Annotated in this window: 14 protein-coding genes; 9 read left to right on the top strand and 5 right to left on the bottom strand. The window is 62.3% G+C overall.

From position 1 onward, the window contains the following. Positions 1–10: 10 nt before the first annotated feature. Both FJV77_RS18235 and FJV77_RS18240 read left to right on the top strand, forming a co-directional pair. Positions 11–1,096: a GH25 family lysozyme gene (locus FJV77_RS18235; RefSeq protein ID WP_142868146.1), complete on the top strand. Its 1,086-nt coding sequence runs from the start codon at positions 11–13 to the stop codon at positions 1,094–1,096. A 163-nt stretch (positions 1,097–1,259) separates the two neighbouring features. Beyond that, the gene (locus FJV77_RS18240; protein ID WP_142868147.1) at positions 1,260–1,763 is read left to right on the top strand and encodes a DUF2314 domain-containing protein; all 504 of its coding nucleotides are present in this window, start codon (positions 1,260–1,262) and stop codon (positions 1,761–1,763) included. Between the two features lie 261 nt (positions 1,764–2,024). On the opposite strand, the gene FJV77_RS18245 is transcribed toward FJV77_RS18240, so the two are convergent. Further along, positions 2,025–2,930, bottom strand: coding sequence for a LysR substrate-binding domain-containing protein (locus FJV77_RS18245; RefSeq protein WP_142868148.1), 906 nt, complete (start codon positions 2,928–2,930; stop codon positions 2,025–2,027). A 104-nt stretch (positions 2,931–3,034) separates the two neighbouring features. Here FJV77_RS18245 and FJV77_RS32440 point away from each other — a divergent pair, with 104 nt between their 5' ends. Beyond that, the gene (locus FJV77_RS32440) at positions 3,035–3,208 is read left to right on the top strand and encodes a hypothetical protein (RefSeq protein ID WP_185970365.1); all 174 of its coding nucleotides are present in this window, start codon (positions 3,035–3,037) and stop codon (positions 3,206–3,208) included. A gap of 28 nt (positions 3,209–3,236) precedes the next feature. After that, positions 3,237–3,845, top strand: a complete 609-nt coding sequence (locus FJV77_RS18250) for a class I SAM-dependent methyltransferase (RefSeq protein WP_142868149.1) — start codon at positions 3,237–3,239, stop codon at positions 3,843–3,845. Positions 3,846–3,873: 28 nt separating this feature from the next. On the opposite strand, the gene FJV77_RS18255 is transcribed toward FJV77_RS18250, so the two are convergent. Next, entirely contained in the window at positions 3,874–4,815 is a 942-nt protein-coding gene (locus FJV77_RS18255) for a phosphoribosylaminoimidazolesuccinocarboxamide synthase (RefSeq protein WP_142868166.1), read from the bottom strand. A 240-nt stretch (positions 4,816–5,055) separates the two neighbouring features. Between FJV77_RS18255 and FJV77_RS18260 the strand changes: the two genes are divergently transcribed. After that, a complete protein-coding gene (locus tag FJV77_RS18260; RefSeq protein ID WP_185970366.1) occupies positions 5,056–6,024 on the top strand; it encodes a DUF3592 domain-containing protein in 969 nt (322 codons plus the stop codon). A gap of 7 nt (positions 6,025–6,031) precedes the next feature. Here the strand turns inward: FJV77_RS18260 and FJV77_RS18265 are convergent, their stop codons facing one another. Further along, positions 6,032–6,478, bottom strand: coding sequence for a hypothetical protein (locus FJV77_RS18265; protein WP_246691299.1), 447 nt, complete (start codon positions 6,476–6,478; stop codon positions 6,032–6,034). A 133-nt stretch (positions 6,479–6,611) separates the two neighbouring features. Between FJV77_RS18265 and FJV77_RS18270 the strand changes: the two genes are divergently transcribed. From FJV77_RS18270 to FJV77_RS18280, 3 genes are all read left to right on the top strand, one after another. Next, a complete protein-coding gene (locus FJV77_RS18270) occupies positions 6,612–6,875 on the top strand; it encodes a TfoX/Sxy family DNA transformation protein (RefSeq protein ID WP_142868150.1) in 264 nt (87 codons plus the stop codon). A gap of 117 nt (positions 6,876–6,992) precedes the next feature. Continuing rightward, entirely contained in the window at positions 6,993–7,511 is a 519-nt protein-coding gene (locus FJV77_RS18275; RefSeq protein ID WP_246691300.1) for a hypothetical protein, read from the top strand. A 62-nt stretch (positions 7,512–7,573) separates the two neighbouring features. Continuing rightward, on the top strand, positions 7,574–8,131 hold the full coding sequence (locus FJV77_RS18280; protein ID WP_246691301.1) for a hypothetical protein: 558 nt from the start codon (positions 7,574–7,576) through the stop codon (positions 8,129–8,131). Between the two features lie 303 nt (positions 8,132–8,434). Here the strand turns inward: FJV77_RS18280 and FJV77_RS18285 are convergent, their stop codons facing one another. Then, positions 8,435–12,214 (bottom strand): vitamin B12-dependent ribonucleotide reductase, encoded by a 3,780-nt coding sequence (locus FJV77_RS18285; protein WP_142868152.1) that lies wholly within the window; start codon positions 12,212–12,214, stop codon positions 8,435–8,437. A 713-nt stretch (positions 12,215–12,927) separates the two neighbouring features. Between FJV77_RS18285 and gltX the strand changes: the two genes are divergently transcribed. Next, positions 12,928–14,301: a glutamate--tRNA ligase gene (gene gltX / locus FJV77_RS18290; protein ID WP_142868153.1), complete on the top strand. Its 1,374-nt coding sequence runs from the start codon at positions 12,928–12,930 to the stop codon at positions 14,299–14,301. On the opposite strand, the gene FJV77_RS18295 is transcribed toward gltX, so the two are convergent. Next, positions 14,219–15,412 carry a DUF2865 domain-containing protein gene (locus tag FJV77_RS18295; protein WP_142868154.1) on the bottom strand — a complete coding sequence of 398 codons (1,194 nt, stop codon included), beginning with the start codon at positions 15,410–15,412 and terminating at the stop codon, positions 14,219–14,221. The two genes, gltX and FJV77_RS18295, sit on opposite strands and share 83 nt — an antisense overlap. Positions 15,413–15,647: the final 235 nt, after the last annotated feature.

A 15,647-nucleotide genomic window follows, 5' to 3' on the forward strand; every position in this document is an offset into this window, starting at 1 on the left:
ACAGGTCCAGATGCGGATTTCAGGCGTCGTCGGTTTTATGGTGGCATCGCTGTGCCTTGCCGGCTGCTCGTCCACAGCGGGCGTCGATGCCTTGCAGCCGTCGAACGAGACGACCAGTTCGGTCGTGCGGCCAAGAGCGCCGGTCGCGGCGGCTCCGGTGGAGACCGCCGGCCTCGCGCCGATGCGGTCCGACATGGTGACCGACGACACTGTGGCCGACAATGCCGCGGCTGACAATGCGCCGCCCTTCTCCATGGTCGAGGAAGAGGAGGCCGTTGTCACGGACACGCCTTCGGCCGATGGGAACACCAGCCCACAGCTTGAGCCGGTTGCGCTGATGTCGCCGCCAAAGCGGCTGACACGTGCGGCACCGGCCATGCTGACCTCGCCGGTGACCCGTTACGGCTTTCGCGACGCGAAACCGATCAATTTCGGCAAGGCGTCGCCGCGCTATCTCGCCGTGCACGGCGTCGACGTCTCGCGCTGGCAGGGCAATGTCAACTGGAGCAAGCTGCGCGCCCAGGGCGCCAATTTCGCCTACATCAAGGCGACCGATGGCGGCGACCATCTCGACCCGATGTTCATGAAGAACTGGCGCAATGCCGACGCCGCCGGGCTGAAGCGCGGCGCCTATCATTTCTTCTACTGGTGCCGCACTGCCGGCGAGCAGGCCGACTGGTTCATCCGCAATGTGCCGAAAGTGGACGGCGCACTGCCGCCGGTGATCGATGTCGAGTGGAACGGCGAATCCTCCTGCAAGCGGCGGCCTTCGCGCGCCACGGTGCTGGAGAAGATGCAGGTGTTCATGGACAAGCTCGAGCGCCATTACGGCCAGCGGCCCATCATCTACACCAGCCCTGATTTCTACCGCGACAATCTCAAGGGCGCCTTCCTCGAATACCCGTTCTGGCTGCGCGCTGTGGCGCGGCATCCCTCAAAGGTCTATCCCGGCCGCAAATGGCTGTTCTGGCAGTATTCCGGTTCCGGCCTGTCGCACGGTGTGACCGGTCGCATCGACCTCAACGTCTTCCATGGCGATGAGCGTGCCTGGCGGGCATGGGCAGGCGGGCAGACCACGGTCGCCGACGCCAACTGAGGGCGCGCGTGGGCTGACAGCCTCGCCGGTAGCGCCGTGGCCAGTTGGGCGGCGCCTTGGCTTGAATTTTCAGCGTCTCGCTAACGATGCGCTCACTCTGTCCTTTAGCGGTATCGCAACAGCCCTCCGGTAACGTGCCCGTGATCGGGTTTCGGAGGGGTCCATGCGCAATCCAATTGTGGCCATCGCTGTTGTCGCCGCTGTCGGCTACGGGTTTTTCAATTCGCTCGGGCATATGCCGGGTAGTGGCGACACGCTGGCGGGGTCGAAGCAAAACGTCGTGTCCTATTCCACCGAGGACAAGGCGATGCAGGCTGCCAAGGACAGCGGCCGCTCTACCCTCAAGCGCTTCCACGAATTGATGGCTGCAGGCACGCCCGGCACCTACACGGTGAAATTCCCGCTGACCCAGAACGGCGCCACCGAGCACATCTGGATGCAACTGGTCGGCTACAGCGACGGCTCCTATATCGGCCTGCTCGCCGACGTTCCGGTCAACGGCAACAAGTACAAGATGGGCGACAGGATGACGGTGACCGAAGCCGACGTCGAGGACTGGATGATCAAGAACGGCAAGGTGATCTACGGCGGCTACACCACCCGCCAGGCGCTTGCGGATATGCCCAAGGAGCAGGTAGCCAAGTATGGACTGACCTTCAAGGATTGAACGGCATCTCTTCCTTCTCCCCTTGTGGGGTGAGAAGCGGTCCGCGTTGGCGGACGAAAAGCCAATTGCTTGGCTTTTCGAGCTTCGAACGCCCTGAGCCTGCGAAGGGCAAGGGGTGATAGCCGATCCACCCTGCCGGGTCCCCGCTGCTTCGCAGCGTCCCGGCGTTCGCCGGCCTTTCATCGTGCCACTGGCACGATGAATTCGCTGACGCGAACCGGCTGCTCACCCCACAAGGGGAGAAGGTAGAACCCTCCGGTCCTAACGCCTTTCGCGCTCACGTATGTCAGCCGTCTGCGCCAGCACCCAGTCCCGGAACACCTTGATCTTGGGTGTGTTGCGGCGGCTTTCCAGGTGCACCAGCCAATAGCCGTCGCCGTCGGAGCCCAGAACGTCAAATGGCTGTATCAACTGGCCCTTTGCCAAGAGCGCGCTGTAGATGTTGCGGGTGAGGATCGCCGCGCCCCGGTCGGTCAGCGCCGCCATGGCATCATAGGCCTGCGAACCCAGCGTCGGGCCGGGAATGACGCGATCGGGCTCGAACGGCACGCCGGCCGCCTCGAACCAGATTTTCCACCAGGGATCGTCGGCACAGCATAGCGGCACCTTGTAGAGATCATCGGGCCGGTGGATGCCGCCGACGCTCTCGGCGAGCCTTGGGCTGAGCATCGGCGTGTAGTCGGCCTTGAACAGATAGTGCGCCGTCAGACCGGGCCATTTTCCGCTGCCGGTGCGGATGCCGACATCCATGTCGCCGCGCGCAAAATCGACAAGCGCCTGCGATGTATTGACCTTCACCGCGAGGTCGGGATGCATCAGCTGGAATGTTCCAAGCCATACGGCCAGCCAGTTCGTTGCAAAGGTCTCCATGGTGGTCACGGACAGCACGCCGGTCGCTCCACCCTTGGTGACGACCCAGGCATCGGCCAGCGCCGAGAAGGCGCCGGATGCATGTGGCGCCAGCTGCTGCCCGGCTTCGGTTAGGGCAATCTGCCTTGTTTTCCTTATAAAAAGCGGCGTTCCGGCACGCTCTTCCAGAACCTTGATCTGATAGCTGGCGGCGGACTGGGTCATGCCGAGTTCTTCGGCCGCCTTGGTGAAACTGCCCAGACGCGCGGCGGCTTCAAAGACCCTGATGGCCCCTAATGGCGGTAGCTCCCAACTCATGACGCATCAATCCTCCTGATGCATACTACGCGACGTTCGATTGGAAACCAAGACCGGAAAACGGCATGTTGTGTTCATCAAATCGAACCCTGGAGGATACGGCAATGACCACCACCATCGCTCTTTACAACACGCTTCGCCGCCCGGTACTCGACCTCTTCACCGCACCGTTCCGGCCCCGCAAGCGGGGCCTGCTCGACCACCGCTCGCTGTCGGATCATTTCCTCAGGGATATCGGTATGCTGGACGGACGCGTGCCTCCCGGCACCATTCGCTAAGCAAGCTCTTTTGACCAGGGGAGGGAAGATGACTGTGCTGTCCGAGGATCTGGCCAAGAGCCGCCAAACGATCAACGCCTATGAAGATTATGCCGAACGCTACGACGCGCTGGTGCGGCATGTTCCGAACCAAAGAGAACAGAAATGGCTGAAGCGCCTGGTGAAGATTGCCGGCGAAGGCGGCCGGGTTCTGGAAGTCGGGTCGGGATCCGGATATGATGCGGACTTCGTCGAGGGGCTCGGCGTCAAGGTCCGGCGCACTGACGCGACAAGGCGCTTTCTCGAGCTGCAGGCCGCACGCGGCAAGCACGGTGAGTTTCTCGATCTCATTACCGACGATCTCGGCGGCCCCTATGACGCGGTCCTGGCGCTCTGCGTCCTGATCCATGTGCCGCGCGAGCAGACCGACCAGGTGCTTGCCAAGATAGCCGGATCGCTGCGGCCGGGCGGCGCCTTCCTCGTCTCGATGCGCATCGGCGATGGCGAGAAGAGCGGCGAATATCATACTGTCTACTGGCGCAGGGACGACTTCGCGGCGCGTCTCGAAAGCGCCGGGCTGGTCCTCGTCGGGGATGAATTCAACGTCGGCCGCGATCGCGAAGAGTGGACCACTTTCCTGGCTGTGAGGCCCTCATGACGCGTCGCGGACTGCTAGGCAATCGCCGTCAGAAGTAAGGCTTCAAGTTCTCGCGAATGCGGTCCAGCACCGTCTTTCCCGAGGTATCGGCGACGAAGGTCTTGCCGGTGATGGTCTCATAGGCCTGCGTATAGACCCGTGACGTCTGCTCGATCAGCTCGGCCGGGATTTTCGGGATACGATCCTTGTAGGGATCGCAGCGCGCCGTGACCCAGGCACGAATAAAGTCCTTGTCGAAGCTCTGCGGCCGCTCGCCGGCCTTGAAACGCTCATCATAGCTTTCCGCGAGCCAATAACGGCTTGAGTCGGGCGTATGGATTTCATCAGCAAGCACGACAGTGCCATCCTTGTCCGTGCCGAACTCATATTTGGTATCGACCAGGATCAGGCCGCGTTTGGCGGCCAGCGCCTTGCCGCGCGCAAACAGCGCCAGCGCATAGCGCGAGACGGTCTCCCATTGCTCTTCCGACAACAGGCCGCGCGTCAGGATATCGTCGCGCGTCAATGGCTCATCATGACCGCCATCGAGCGCCTTGCTGGTCGGCGTGATGATGGTTTCGGGCAGCTTCTCGTTGTCGCGCAGGCCCTCCGGCAGGCGGATGCCGTACATGTCGCGTTCGCCGTTCTTGTACTTCGTCAGGATCGAGGTGCTGGTGGTGCCGGCGAGATAGTCGCGAACGACGATTTCCACCGGCAATATGTCGAGCCTGGTGCCGACGACGACATTGGGGTCGGGATAGTCGAGCACGTGGTTGGGGCAGATGTCGGCGGTTTCCTCGAACCAGTAGCGGGCCGTCTGGGTCAAAAGCTCACCCTTGAGCGGGATCGCGGTCAAAATGACGTCGAAGGCGCTCAGCCGGTCGGTGGCGATGATGATGCGACGGCCATCCGGCAGATCGTAATTCTCGCGGACCTTGCCTTTGTAGTGGTTCGGCAATTCCGGAATGAAGGCATCGGAGAGAACGCGCAGTGCTGTCATTCGGTGTCGTGGCTCCCAACGACGTGAGTTTCCGGGGCGACTATTAGCAAAGTCAATGGCGCTTCGATACCGAACAGACGGCAATCGCCTGTAGAAAATCCCGTCAGCCCCTACGCCATCATGCCATCGGCTTGGCATGCCGAATGTGCCGACTTTTGCGATTCAGCAAGACATTGCCGTCGCCGTGCTGTCTATGTGCAGTTTCCAGCACTTCCGGGGATGGGGGACGCGGTGGACGTTGAGCTCAAATTTCTGCTGATCGGATTTGCCTGCGTGATCGCGGGCAGCCTCTCGTTCATCACCTTCGTCAAGTGGCGAGAGGTGCGGGCGCTCAGCCACTGGCTGCCGACGCCGGGAAAGATCATCTCGTCGCGCGTCGAGGCGCGTGAAGTCAGAAGGTCGGGCGTCGGTTCGGACAGCAGCGATACCACCGAGATGCGCAATTTTCCCGCGATCACCTTTGAATACAAAGTCGGCAAAAAGACTTTTCGCGGGTCGCGCTACAGCGTGAAGGAGAATCTGGGGAATTTCGAAGTCAACGAAACCCTTGCCCAGTTTCCCCGCGGCGCCGAGGTGACTGTTTTCTACAATCCGGCCGATCCGAGCAAGGCCGTGATCGAGCGCACACTGCCGGACGGCGCCTTCAAGTTCATGGTGAAACTCTCGGCCGGGTTGGTGATCGGCACGGTGGTGCTGGTGTTTTTCGTCGGCGGTGCGCTTGAGGCGATCCGGCCGCATCTGCCCAAGCCGCAGAACCTCGGCGTCGCGGCGTTTCTGCTGTTCATGGGCCTGATGATCTTGCGCATGGGTTTCGCCCAGAGGTCGCTCGCCCGGCAGGCGGAAAAATGGCCGGTTACCCCCGGCCACATCGAGTCCTCAGGCCTGCAGGCGCTGCGAAACTACAGCGCCTATCGCTGGCGCACCGTCTTCAAATCCCGCATCGTCTACACCTACGGCGTCGCCGGCCAGCGCTACACCTCCGACCGCGTCGCCTTCGGCGCCACGGTCACCGCTTCGCTGCCCGGCCTCGTCAGCGGCCAGGCACGCAGCTATGCCGAAGGCAGCAAGGTCGACGTACACTACGATCCCGCCAATCCTGCCTCGGCCGTGCTGGAATGCCGGGTGCGCGGGCTCTGGCTGCTGGGGGTCTGTTCGGCTGCCTTTCTCGGCGGCGCGGCCTGGCTGGTCGGTTTTATCTGAGGCGCCTTCAGCAGCGCAGGAGAGGTCCGCTGTCGAAACCGGGCCAGGTGATGCGCACGGTCTCGCCATGCCTCTCGATATGGATGACACGAGAGAATGGCTCCGCAAGCGACGTGTCCGAGCCGTAGCATTGGCTGGCATGCACAACCCAGCCGGCGGCGATTTTGCGAAAACTCGCGTGTTCGCAGCCGAGCTCGGGAAGTGACAGGGCCGCTTTGTCCACCGTGAAGACCGTCCGGCGCTGAACGTCGGCGGCCGCACTACAGTTCAGCCGGTTGTGGGACCAAGTCCCGACATAAGGTGGCGCGGCCAGCGCGGTGCCGCTCGTGCATGCGGAGATTGCCATCGTCATTGCCAAGCGCCGCATCACCTGTCTCCTCGGTCCGCTAGCTCGATCGTACAGCAGTGTTGGATTGTGCGGAGTATTCGTCCAGCAAAAAATAAAAATGGCCATTCTGGACTCCGCTTTTGGCCGGATTCCACTTTTGGCCGAATGATGCGACTGTGTGGGCCGGCACGCACCAGTCCAAACAAAATCGCCAAATCCTGGAGGATCTTGTGCGTCTTCAACGCTCTGAGGCACGGCGATGAGCACTCGCATCGAAGATATGAGAAACCTCGGACCGGCCATGGCGCTGATGCTGGCGGAAATTGATATTCTCTGTGAGGAGGATTTGCGCGGTTTCGGCGTGGTTGAAGCTTATCACCGGCTGAAGTTCCGGTTCGGACGGCAGGTGACGATCCTCGCACTCTATGCGATGGAGGCGGCACTTCGCGGTTGCGACTGGCGAGCGCTTGATACTGAAACCAAGGAGCATCTGCGTGAGCAGGCGCACCAGAACAGGCATTGAGTACCGGCAGGGAGCGGATAAACGCAGCCGAGCCGGATTTCCCTTATGCTTTTGCGCGGATGATGCGACTGTGCGGGGCCGGCACGCGGCCGGGCAACGCTTTCCCAGAGACATTTGATGATTACCCGCAAACTGGCCTTCGTTTTCCTCGGCCTGCTCATCGCCGTACAGGTCGCGAGCGCAAAGGAGTGTCTGCTGAGCCACGCCACCTATCGCGAACCGCGCTCGGGTGCGGTGATGCAATTCCGACCGCTCGCCAATGAGCCGGCGGCGCTGACGGCCGATGTGTTTTCGCTGATCGTGCCCAACACCAAGACAAGCCTGCCAGCCGACATCACCTGGACCAATGGCAGGAACTCGTTTCCGCTCGGCACCATCCGGCACGCCTGCACAGACGACGACCGCGAGGCGGGGGCTGGAGGATGGCAGCGGTCTCTGCCGGATATGGATGGGCCAGGTCTATGCCTTGACCGGAGGCGGCGCAGAGCAGTTGAACTCGCGCGAAGCGACACCGGCGCCGAAAGGGCTGTTACTGCCCGATTTCGGCGCAACCTTCACCGAGTTTGCCGATTTCGCCAACGCCAATCCGGATGGCTCGGCATGGGACGCCTTCACTTTGACAGGATGCAGCAATGAATAGCGCCATGAAATCGATTGTCTGGGTTTGCGCCCTGTTTGCATCGGTTACGATAGCTGCCGTGGCAAGCGCAGACGAGCCGGCGCCGTCGCGCCCGCCGCTCGACAAATGCGCTTGGGAAAAACTGACCGACAAAACGGCCGGTCTGGCTGCCTGGGCGCAGCGCTGCGATTTCGGCTTTCGCCAGATCCATTTCGAATTCGTCGGCAACGCGCTCGCCATCAAATACAGCGATGGCGGTGCGCCCGATCCGCTGGTGGAGGTGCTCGACATTCTATCAGGCGAAACCGCCGAGTCCGCGGTGCTGCGCCTGTTGCTGGAAAAGACCGACAAGGCCGTCAGCGCCCGCTGCGTGCTCGCGCCCTATACCGAGGGCACCGTGCCCGCCGGCGTCAAGCGCTACACATTCAGCCCCGACGCGGCCTACGCCAAGGAGCTGCAGGCGGCCGCCAATGACGAGGTCCCCGACCCGCCCTGCGGCGACTGGGGCGAAATGCCGGATGGCATCCAGTATTTCGAGGCGCCGGCAGGCGAGGGGGACAAGTTGCTGTTCGTCCGGGTGGGTCAGGACGAGCCGCTGTTTGACGAACAGACGCTGCGGGTGTTGCCGACGGGTTGAGGGCGGCTCTCCCTTCTCCCCTTTGTTTGGACTGGGGACATCGCGAACAGGTGTGCGAGGACATCGCGAACAGTTTTGCGCGTTTTGCGCGAGGGGGTTCGGGATAAAAAAAGTCGAATGATCTTAAGCGCTTAACTATGCGAAGCAGCAATCCTTCCAACACCCCTCATCCGACCGAGCTTCGCTCGGCCACCTTCTCCCACAAGGGGAGAAGGGGACGACGTGCCCGATCGCGGCCCTCAAACAAATCGGCCCGATCCTGCGACCGGGCCGACGATGTTTACGGTTTAGCGGCATCAGTTCTCAGCTGCACCCGCTCGTAGCGCCGCAAGTATCGCACTTCTCACACGTCCCGTTCCGCACCATCGTAAAGTTCTGGCACTCGGAGCAGGAGTTGCCGGTGTAGCCCTGGAGCAGCGACTTGGCGCGGCGGTCGGCTGCGAGCTTTTTCGCCTCGGCCGCTTCATTGGCGGCGGCGTCGGTGAACAGCGCTGCGGTGGCGTCGGTGGACGCCGCGTCCACAACCTCCTCGAAGGCGATGTCCTCGGCCAATTCCTTGGCCCGCTCCTCATAGTCGCGCTTGTAGGCGACCGCCTCGTCACTGGCCGGCTTCAGCGCCAGCACATTGGAGCCGGAGAAGGCGGTGGGCGCCGAGCGGGTAGGGGTGCCGGCGCCGGCAAAGCCCTTCGGGTCGCTGCTCGTTGCCCGCGACACCAGCTTCACCGGCGAGGCGCCACGGGTCAGGCCCTTGGAGACCGCGTCCGTCTTGCCTTCGCTGATGCCGCGTCCCAGTGCCGTGTTGGAAAAGTCCGACTGGTCGACATGGGCGAGGTCGTTGCGGCCGAGATAGGAGATGGCGAGTTCGCGGAACACGTAGTCGAGGATCGACGTCGCGCTCTTGATGGCGTCGTTGCCCTGCACCATGCCGGCCGGCTCGAATTTGGTGAAGGTGAAGGCGTGCACATATTCGTCGAGCGGCACGCCGTATTGCAGGCCGAGCGAAATGGCGATGGCGAAGTTGTTGAGCAGGCCGCGCAGCGTTGCGCCTTCCTTGTTCATGTCGATGAAGATCTCGCCGAGACGACCATCGTCATATTCGCCGGTGCGCAGGAAGATGGTGTTGCCACCGATCTTTGCCTTCTGGGTGTAGCCCTTGCGGCGTCCCGGCAGCTTCTCCTGCTCGCGCGACACGCGCTCGATGATGCGCTCGACAATCCGCTCGGTGATCTGCGCCGCGCGCGCTGCCGCCGGGGCCTGGATCAGCTGCTCGACCATGTCGTCCTCATCCTCCTCGCCATCGGCGAGCAGCGAGGAATTCAGCGGCTGCGACAGCTTGGAGCCGTCGCGGTAGAGCGCGTTGGCCTTCAGCGCCAGCTTCCACGACAGCATGTAGGCGCCCTTGGCGTCTTCCACCGTCGCATCGTTGGGCATGTTGATGGTCTTGGAGATGGCGCCGGAGATGAAGGGCTGTGCCGCCGCCATCATCTGGATGTGGCTGTTGATCGACAGCGAGCGTTTGCCGATCTTGCCGCACGGGCTGGCGCAATCGAACACCGCGAGGTGCTCGGGCTTGAGGAAGGGCGCGCCTTCCAGCGTCATCGCACCGCAGACATGGATGTTGGCGGCCTCGATGTCCTTCCTGGAGAAGCCCAGCGACGGCAGCATCTCGAACGAGAAGTCGTTGAGCTGCTCGTCGGTGAAGCCGAACGTCTCCTTCACCCAGTCGGCGCCAAGCGTCCACTGGTTGAAGACGAACTTGATGTCGAAGGCCGACTTCAGCGCCGCATTGAGCGCGGCGATCTTCTCATCAGTGAAACCTTTGGCCCTGAGCGAACCGGGGTTGACCGCCGGCGCCTGGTTCATGTTGCCGTGGCCGACAGCATAGGCCTCGATCTCGGCGATCTGGCTCTCGGAATAGCCGAGCGTGCGCAGCGCTTCCGGCACGGCGCGGTTGATGATCTTGAAGTAGCCGCCACCGGCGAGCTTCTTGAACTTCACCAGCGCGAAGTCGGGCTCGATGCCGGTGGTGTCGCAATCCATGACCAGGCCGATCGTGCCGGTCGGCGCGATCACGGTTGCCTGCGCATTGCGGTAGCCATGCTCTTCGCCGAGTTCGATGGCGCGGTCCCAGGCAGCCTTGGCATGCGTGGCCAGGTCCTGCTGCTTGAGGTCGGAAGCGACCAGCGGCACCGGATTGACGGTGAGCTTCTCATAGCCGCCCTTTTCACCGTAGGCAGCGCGGCGGTGGTTACGCATGACGCGCAGCATGTTCTGGGCATTGCGGTCGTAATCGGCAAAGGCGCCGAGTTCACCGGCCATCTCGGCCGAGGTGGCATAGGCAACGCCGGTCATGATGGCGGTGAGTGCGGCGCAGATGGCGCGGCCCTCGTCGCTGTCATAGGGAATGCCAGACGTCATCAAGAGGCCGCCAATATTGGCGTAGCCGAGGCCGAGCGTGCGGTATTCGTAGGACTGCTTGGCGATCTCCTTGGACGGGAACTGCGCCATCATGACGGAGATTTCGAGGACGACGGTCCACAGCCGCACCGTGTGCTCATAGGCGGCGATATCGATCGTGCCGTCGGCATTGCGGTAGGGGAGCAGATTGATCGAGGCGAGGTTGCAGGCCGTGTCGTCGAGGAACATGTATTCCGAGCACGGGTTGGAAGCCCGGATCGCACCGGCCGAAGCGCAGGTGTGCCAGTCATTCATCGTCGTATTGAAATGCAGGCCGGGATCCGCGGACGCCCAGGCGGCGTAGCCGATCTTTTCCCACAGGTCGCGTGCCTTCAGCGTCTTCAGCACCTTGCCGTCCTTGCGGGCGGTCAGGTGCCAGTCGGCGTCGTCCTCGACGGCGCGCAGGAAATTGTCCTTCAGCGACACCGAATTGTTGGAGTTCTGGCCGGAGACGGTGAGGTAGGCGTCCGAATCCCAGTCGGTGTCGTAGGTCTTGAACGACATCGAGGTGTAGCCCTGCTTGGCGAACTGGATGACGCGATAGATGTAGTTCTCCGGCACCGCCGACTTCTTGGCCGCCCTGATCTCGCGCTTCAGCGCGGTGTTGAGCGCCGGGTCGAAGCAGTCGTCGGCATTGCCTTCGCAATTGATGCAGGCCTTCATGATCGCTTCGAGATGCTTCTTGACGATCTTGGAGCCAGTGACCAGCGAGGCGACCTTCTGCTCTTCATTGACCTTCCAGTCGATGAATTCCTCGATATCGGGATGGTCGGCGTCGACAATGACCATTTTCGCCGCGCGCCGCGTCGTGCCGCCCGACTTGATGGCGCCCGCCGCACGGTCGCCGATCTTGAGGAAGCTCATCAGGCCCGACGAGCGGCCGCCGCCTGACAGCTTTTCGCCTTCGCCGCGCAGCAGCGAGAAGTTCGAGCCGGTGCCCGAGCCATATTTGAACAGGCGCGCTTCACGCACCCACAGGTCCATAATGCCGCCTTCGTTGACGAGATCGTCCTGCACGCCCTGGATGAAGCAGGCATGCGGCTGCGGGTGCTCGTAGGAAGACTTCGACTTGGTCAGCTTGCCGGTGAACGGGTCGACATAATAGTGGCCCTGGCTCGGACCATCGATGCCGTAAGCCCAGTGCAGGCCGGTGTTGAACCATTGCGGCGAATTCGGCGCCACGCGCTGGGTGGCCAGCATGTAGGCGAGCTCGTCGCGGAAGGTGAGCGCGTCGTCTTCCGACTTGAAGTAGCCGCCCTTGTAGCCCCAGTAGGTCCAGGTGCCGGCAAGGCGATCGAAAACCTGGCGGGCGTCGATTTCGGAGCCGTAGCGTTCGGCTTCCGGCAGTTTCGCCAGCTCGACCTCGTCGGCAACGGAGCGCCACAGGAAGGAGGGGACGTCGTTCTCCTCGACCTTCTTCAGGCGCGCGGGAACGCCGGCCTTGCGGAAATACTTCTGCGCCAGGATGTCGGCGGCAACCTGGGAGAATTGCGCCGGCACATCGATGTTATCGAGACGGAACACCACCGAGCCATCCGGATTCTTGATCTCCGACAGCGCCTTGCGGAATTCGATCTCCGCATAGGCTGATTGTCCTGGCTTGGTGAAGCGACGCTCGATGCGCATTGGTCCGGTCCCTTTGTGTCTATATATAGCGCTTTTCCCCAGGGATTTCTGCCCCACAAGCCGAAAAACGCAGTCCGCCGTTTGCCGGCATTGCGAGCAGCGCCGGCACTCTCCTTTTCGCAAGCGCCGGCATGCAGACAGCAATACGCCTTCCCAAGCGTTTGCCCGGGCTGCAGACCGACCCTTGCGGGTCCCTCAACTGAAACTTTGATCGATTCCCTCGTTCGAGGGAGGTTCACATTATCTAGCGTCGAGACTGCCTGCAAACACTAAATATAGTGTTAACAGATGATTTTTTCCAGTCCGACAATTCTCCCTTTCGTCACCCCAAGCCCCACGATCCCAACGCTTCCGCCAGCCTCGTAAACAGGCGGAAATCTGGGCAAAAACGCACAAAATCCGGGAAAAAAGACCGGGCTCTGAACTCTCCGGTCGCGCCCTCAACAAGAGCACATGGCACATAAAAGGCGACTCGGTTTGCGCCGTCAAGGATTCGTTTGCGTAGCTTTTGTGACCCCAACATCTTGTGTGTCACATATGTGGATAACGGGGATAGAAAACCGCCTGGACGGAATTCGCCTTGGGCCAGGTCCGGCGCCGCCATTTCGGCCTTCGGTCCCCAGCCTTTTCATTTTAGCTGGCGTGCATTATGTCTTTGGCGTCGCGCGGGGGCGCGTCTTGTCAATTCTGAGAGCATCCGTTACGCCCCGCCCATGACAGTTACCGTCCGTTTTGCCCCTTCACCAACCGGCCGCATTCATATCGGCAATGCCCGCACCGCCTTGTTCAACTGGCTGTTTGCCATGAACAACAAGGGCCGTTTCATCCAGCGTTTCGACGACACCGACATTGCCCGCTCGAAGCAGGAATTTTCCGACGCCATCCTCTACGACCTTCACTGGCTGGGGATTTTCCCCGATGCCACCGAATACCAGTCGCGGCGCTTCGAGGCTTATGATGCGGTAGTTGAACGGCTGCAGGCGGCAGGCGTGCTCTATCCCTGCTACGAAACCCCCGAAGAGCTCGATCTGCGCAGAAAAGTGCGCCGCACGCGCGGCCTGCCGCCTGTCTATGGCCGCGAGGCGTTGACGCTTTCGCAGGAGCAGATCGCCGAATACCGATCGGACGGCCGCCGGCCGCACTGGCGCTTTCTGCTGCCCAACTTCACCAGCGACCCGCTGCAGCCGGAACGCACCGAAGTCCACTGGAACGATCTGGTGCGCGGCGAGGAGACCGTTGATCTGGCCTCGCTGTCCGATCCGGTACTGCGGCGCGAGGACGGCACCTATCTCTACACGCTGCCTTCGGTGGTGGATGATATCGAGATGGGGGTCAGCCACGTCATCCGCGGCGACGACCACGTCACCAACACCGGCGTGCAGATCGCGCTGTTCAAGGCGCTGGGCGCCGAGCCGCCGGTCTTCGGCCACCACAATCTGTTGACCACGGCTTCGGGCGAGGGGCTGTCGAAGCGCACCGGCGCTCTGTCGATCGAGAGCCTGCGCGAGGACGGCATCGAGCCAATGGCGGTCGCTTCTCTCGCCGTGCTTGTCGGCACCTCGGAAAATGTCACGGCCATGCATGACATGCCGGCACTGGCCGAGCGCTTCGACCCTGCAGCCACCTCGAAATCGGCGGCAAAATTCGACCCGGACGAGCTGTTCGTGCTCAACCGCGCGCTCATGCACCACATGCCGTTTTCCGAGGCGCAGGACCGGCTGATCGTGCTCGGTATCTCCGGCGACAAGGCTGAGCCGTTCTGGTTGGCGGTGCGCGGCAATATCGACCGGCTGAGCGACGCGGTCGGCTGGTGGCGTATCCTTGCCGACCGGCCGCAGCCGGCGCCGGAATTTTCCGATGAGGATCGAGACTTCCTGCAGCAGGCTTTCGACCTGTTGCCGGAAGAGCCATGGACCGGCACGGTCTGGAAGGACTGGACGGCCAAGATCAGGGAAGCCAGCGGCCGCAAGGGCAAGGCGCTGTTCATGCCTCTGAGGCTGGCGCTTACCGGACTTGCTTCCGGGCCGGAGCTTGCAGATCTATTGCCGCTGCTGGGTCGGGAAGGAACGCTGGCCCGACGACCCTGACCTTGCGCTGGTCGGGCGGGATCAGCGATACCGGCGACACCGCCGGTTTGACGGCAAGTCGCTTGATGGCGTCGCGGCCCAGCCCACCTTGCATGTTGGCCAGCGTCTCCGGATCCGCGCCGGCATCGGGCTTTGCCGCCGGCACCGGAATGGACGGCGTCGCCTGGGTGTCAGGCTGCGATTGTTCGGGCGGTGGCGGGTTACCGCCGATGATCTCGAAATTTCCGGCCTGCGCATTGCAGCCGCAGGCCGGCGGCCGCGACATGTTGGGCTGCTTGTAGAGATAGGCGGTCGGCAGTTCGCTATAGGGCCTGCCGGTTACCGACGAGGTCATGTTGGCCGAATCGTCATCCATGCCGCTTGAATAGAACACCTGCATCTCGGTGCCGGGGCAACTCGATTCGCAGTTCTTCTGGTCGCGCTCGAAATCGCCCAGCGAGGCTGAATTCGACATCGGGAAGAAATAGCCGTCGCAGGTGCGCACACAACTCGTATGGAACTCGCCACCGACCGCCGGGAAATCCGGCACGCCGGGCTGATTGAGCACGCGGCGCACATTGCGCTCTTCGTCGGGATCGTCGGGCTGATCGAGCGTGTCGATCTGCCCGCTGCCGCCAAAAAGCTGGTCGAACAGATTGCCGTCGTCGGGTTCGCGGCTGGCTTCTTGCTCCTGCCGGCGCGGCGCCGGCTCGTCGCGGCAGCCATTGGCGTCGAGCGCGGCCAGGATGCGGCTGCGGTCGCGCCGCGAGCCCCCGCCGGCAAGCTGGGCGCGCTTGGCTTGCAACGCATCGAGATTGGCGTTCATGCGATCGATGCTGCTGTTCAGCGCAGCACATTGGCTGACGTTGCGCGAAAACAGCGAAAACCCGCAATTCGCATCGCTCGCACGACCGCGCACCTTTGACAACTGTTCGAGCTGGCGAGCGATGGCGTTGTCATACTTCCGCACCATGCCGGACTTGCCCCCGCCATTCGATGAAGAAGCAAGCTCGGCTTCCAGCTGCCGGCAGACACGCGAAGCGGCTTGCGGTTCAGTGGTGGCGACGGCCGAAAGCACCAGCGCGCCGAGCAGCGCAGCCAAATGACTCAGCCTCCACTTTCCGCCCGTCATTGCCCGAAACCCCGCTTGCCTGCCTGTGTACCGGATTCGCGGTTAACCGATCCCTCAATCTACAACCAAAGATGTCTTAGCCCATAGACGTGTTGCAAGAGGTGTTCGGACAAGGCGGCAACGGCGCCATATCACCGCTGCATGAAAAAGGCGCAATCGGTTGTGTGCGTCAAGTTCTGCAAAAAGGGGCGGCCATGTCGCTGGTCATGCGGCTTGGCGCAGAGCGAGCTTCTTG

The organism is Mesorhizobium sp. WSM4306, from assembly GCF_007003975.1.
In the GTDB taxonomy this organism is placed as follows: Bacteria; Pseudomonadota; Alphaproteobacteria; order Rhizobiales; family Rhizobiaceae; genus Mesorhizobium.

What these genes read in the sequence shown, in the direction of transcription:
- FJV77_RS18235 (WP_142868146.1), top strand. Translation starts at nt 11, where the DNA reads ATGCGGATTTCAGGCGTCGTCGGTTTTATGGTGGCATCGCTGTGCCTT.
- FJV77_RS18240 (WP_142868147.1), top strand. Translation starts at nt 1,260, where the DNA reads ATGCGCAATCCAATTGTGGCCATCGCTGTTGTCGCCGCTGTCGGCTAC.
- FJV77_RS18245 (WP_142868148.1), bottom strand. Translation starts at nt 2,930, where the DNA reads ATGAGTTGGGAGCTACCGCCATTAGGGGCCATCAGGGTCTTTGAAGCC.
- FJV77_RS32440 (WP_185970365.1), top strand. Translation starts at nt 3,035, where the DNA reads ATGACCACCACCATCGCTCTTTACAACACGCTTCGCCGCCCGGTACTC.
- FJV77_RS18250 (WP_142868149.1), top strand. Translation starts at nt 3,237, where the DNA reads ATGACTGTGCTGTCCGAGGATCTGGCCAAGAGCCGCCAAACGATCAAC.
- FJV77_RS18265 (WP_246691299.1), bottom strand. Translation starts at nt 6,478, where the DNA reads ATGGCCATTTTTATTTTTTGCTGGACGAATACTCCGCACAATCCAACA.
- FJV77_RS18270 (WP_142868150.1), top strand. Translation starts at nt 6,612, where the DNA reads ATGAGCACTCGCATCGAAGATATGAGAAACCTCGGACCGGCCATGGCG.
- FJV77_RS18275 (WP_246691300.1), top strand. Translation starts at nt 6,993, where the DNA reads ATGATTACCCGCAAACTGGCCTTCGTTTTCCTCGGCCTGCTCATCGCC.
- FJV77_RS18285 (WP_142868152.1), bottom strand. Translation starts at nt 12,214, where the DNA reads ATGCGCATCGAGCGTCGCTTCACCAAGCCAGGACAATCAGCCTATGCG.
- gltX (WP_142868153.1), top strand. Translation starts at nt 12,928, where the DNA reads ATGACAGTTACCGTCCGTTTTGCCCCTTCACCAACCGGCCGCATTCAT.
- FJV77_RS18295 (WP_142868154.1), bottom strand. Translation starts at nt 15,412, where the DNA reads ATGACGGGCGGAAAGTGGAGGCTGAGTCATTTGGCTGCGCTGCTCGGC.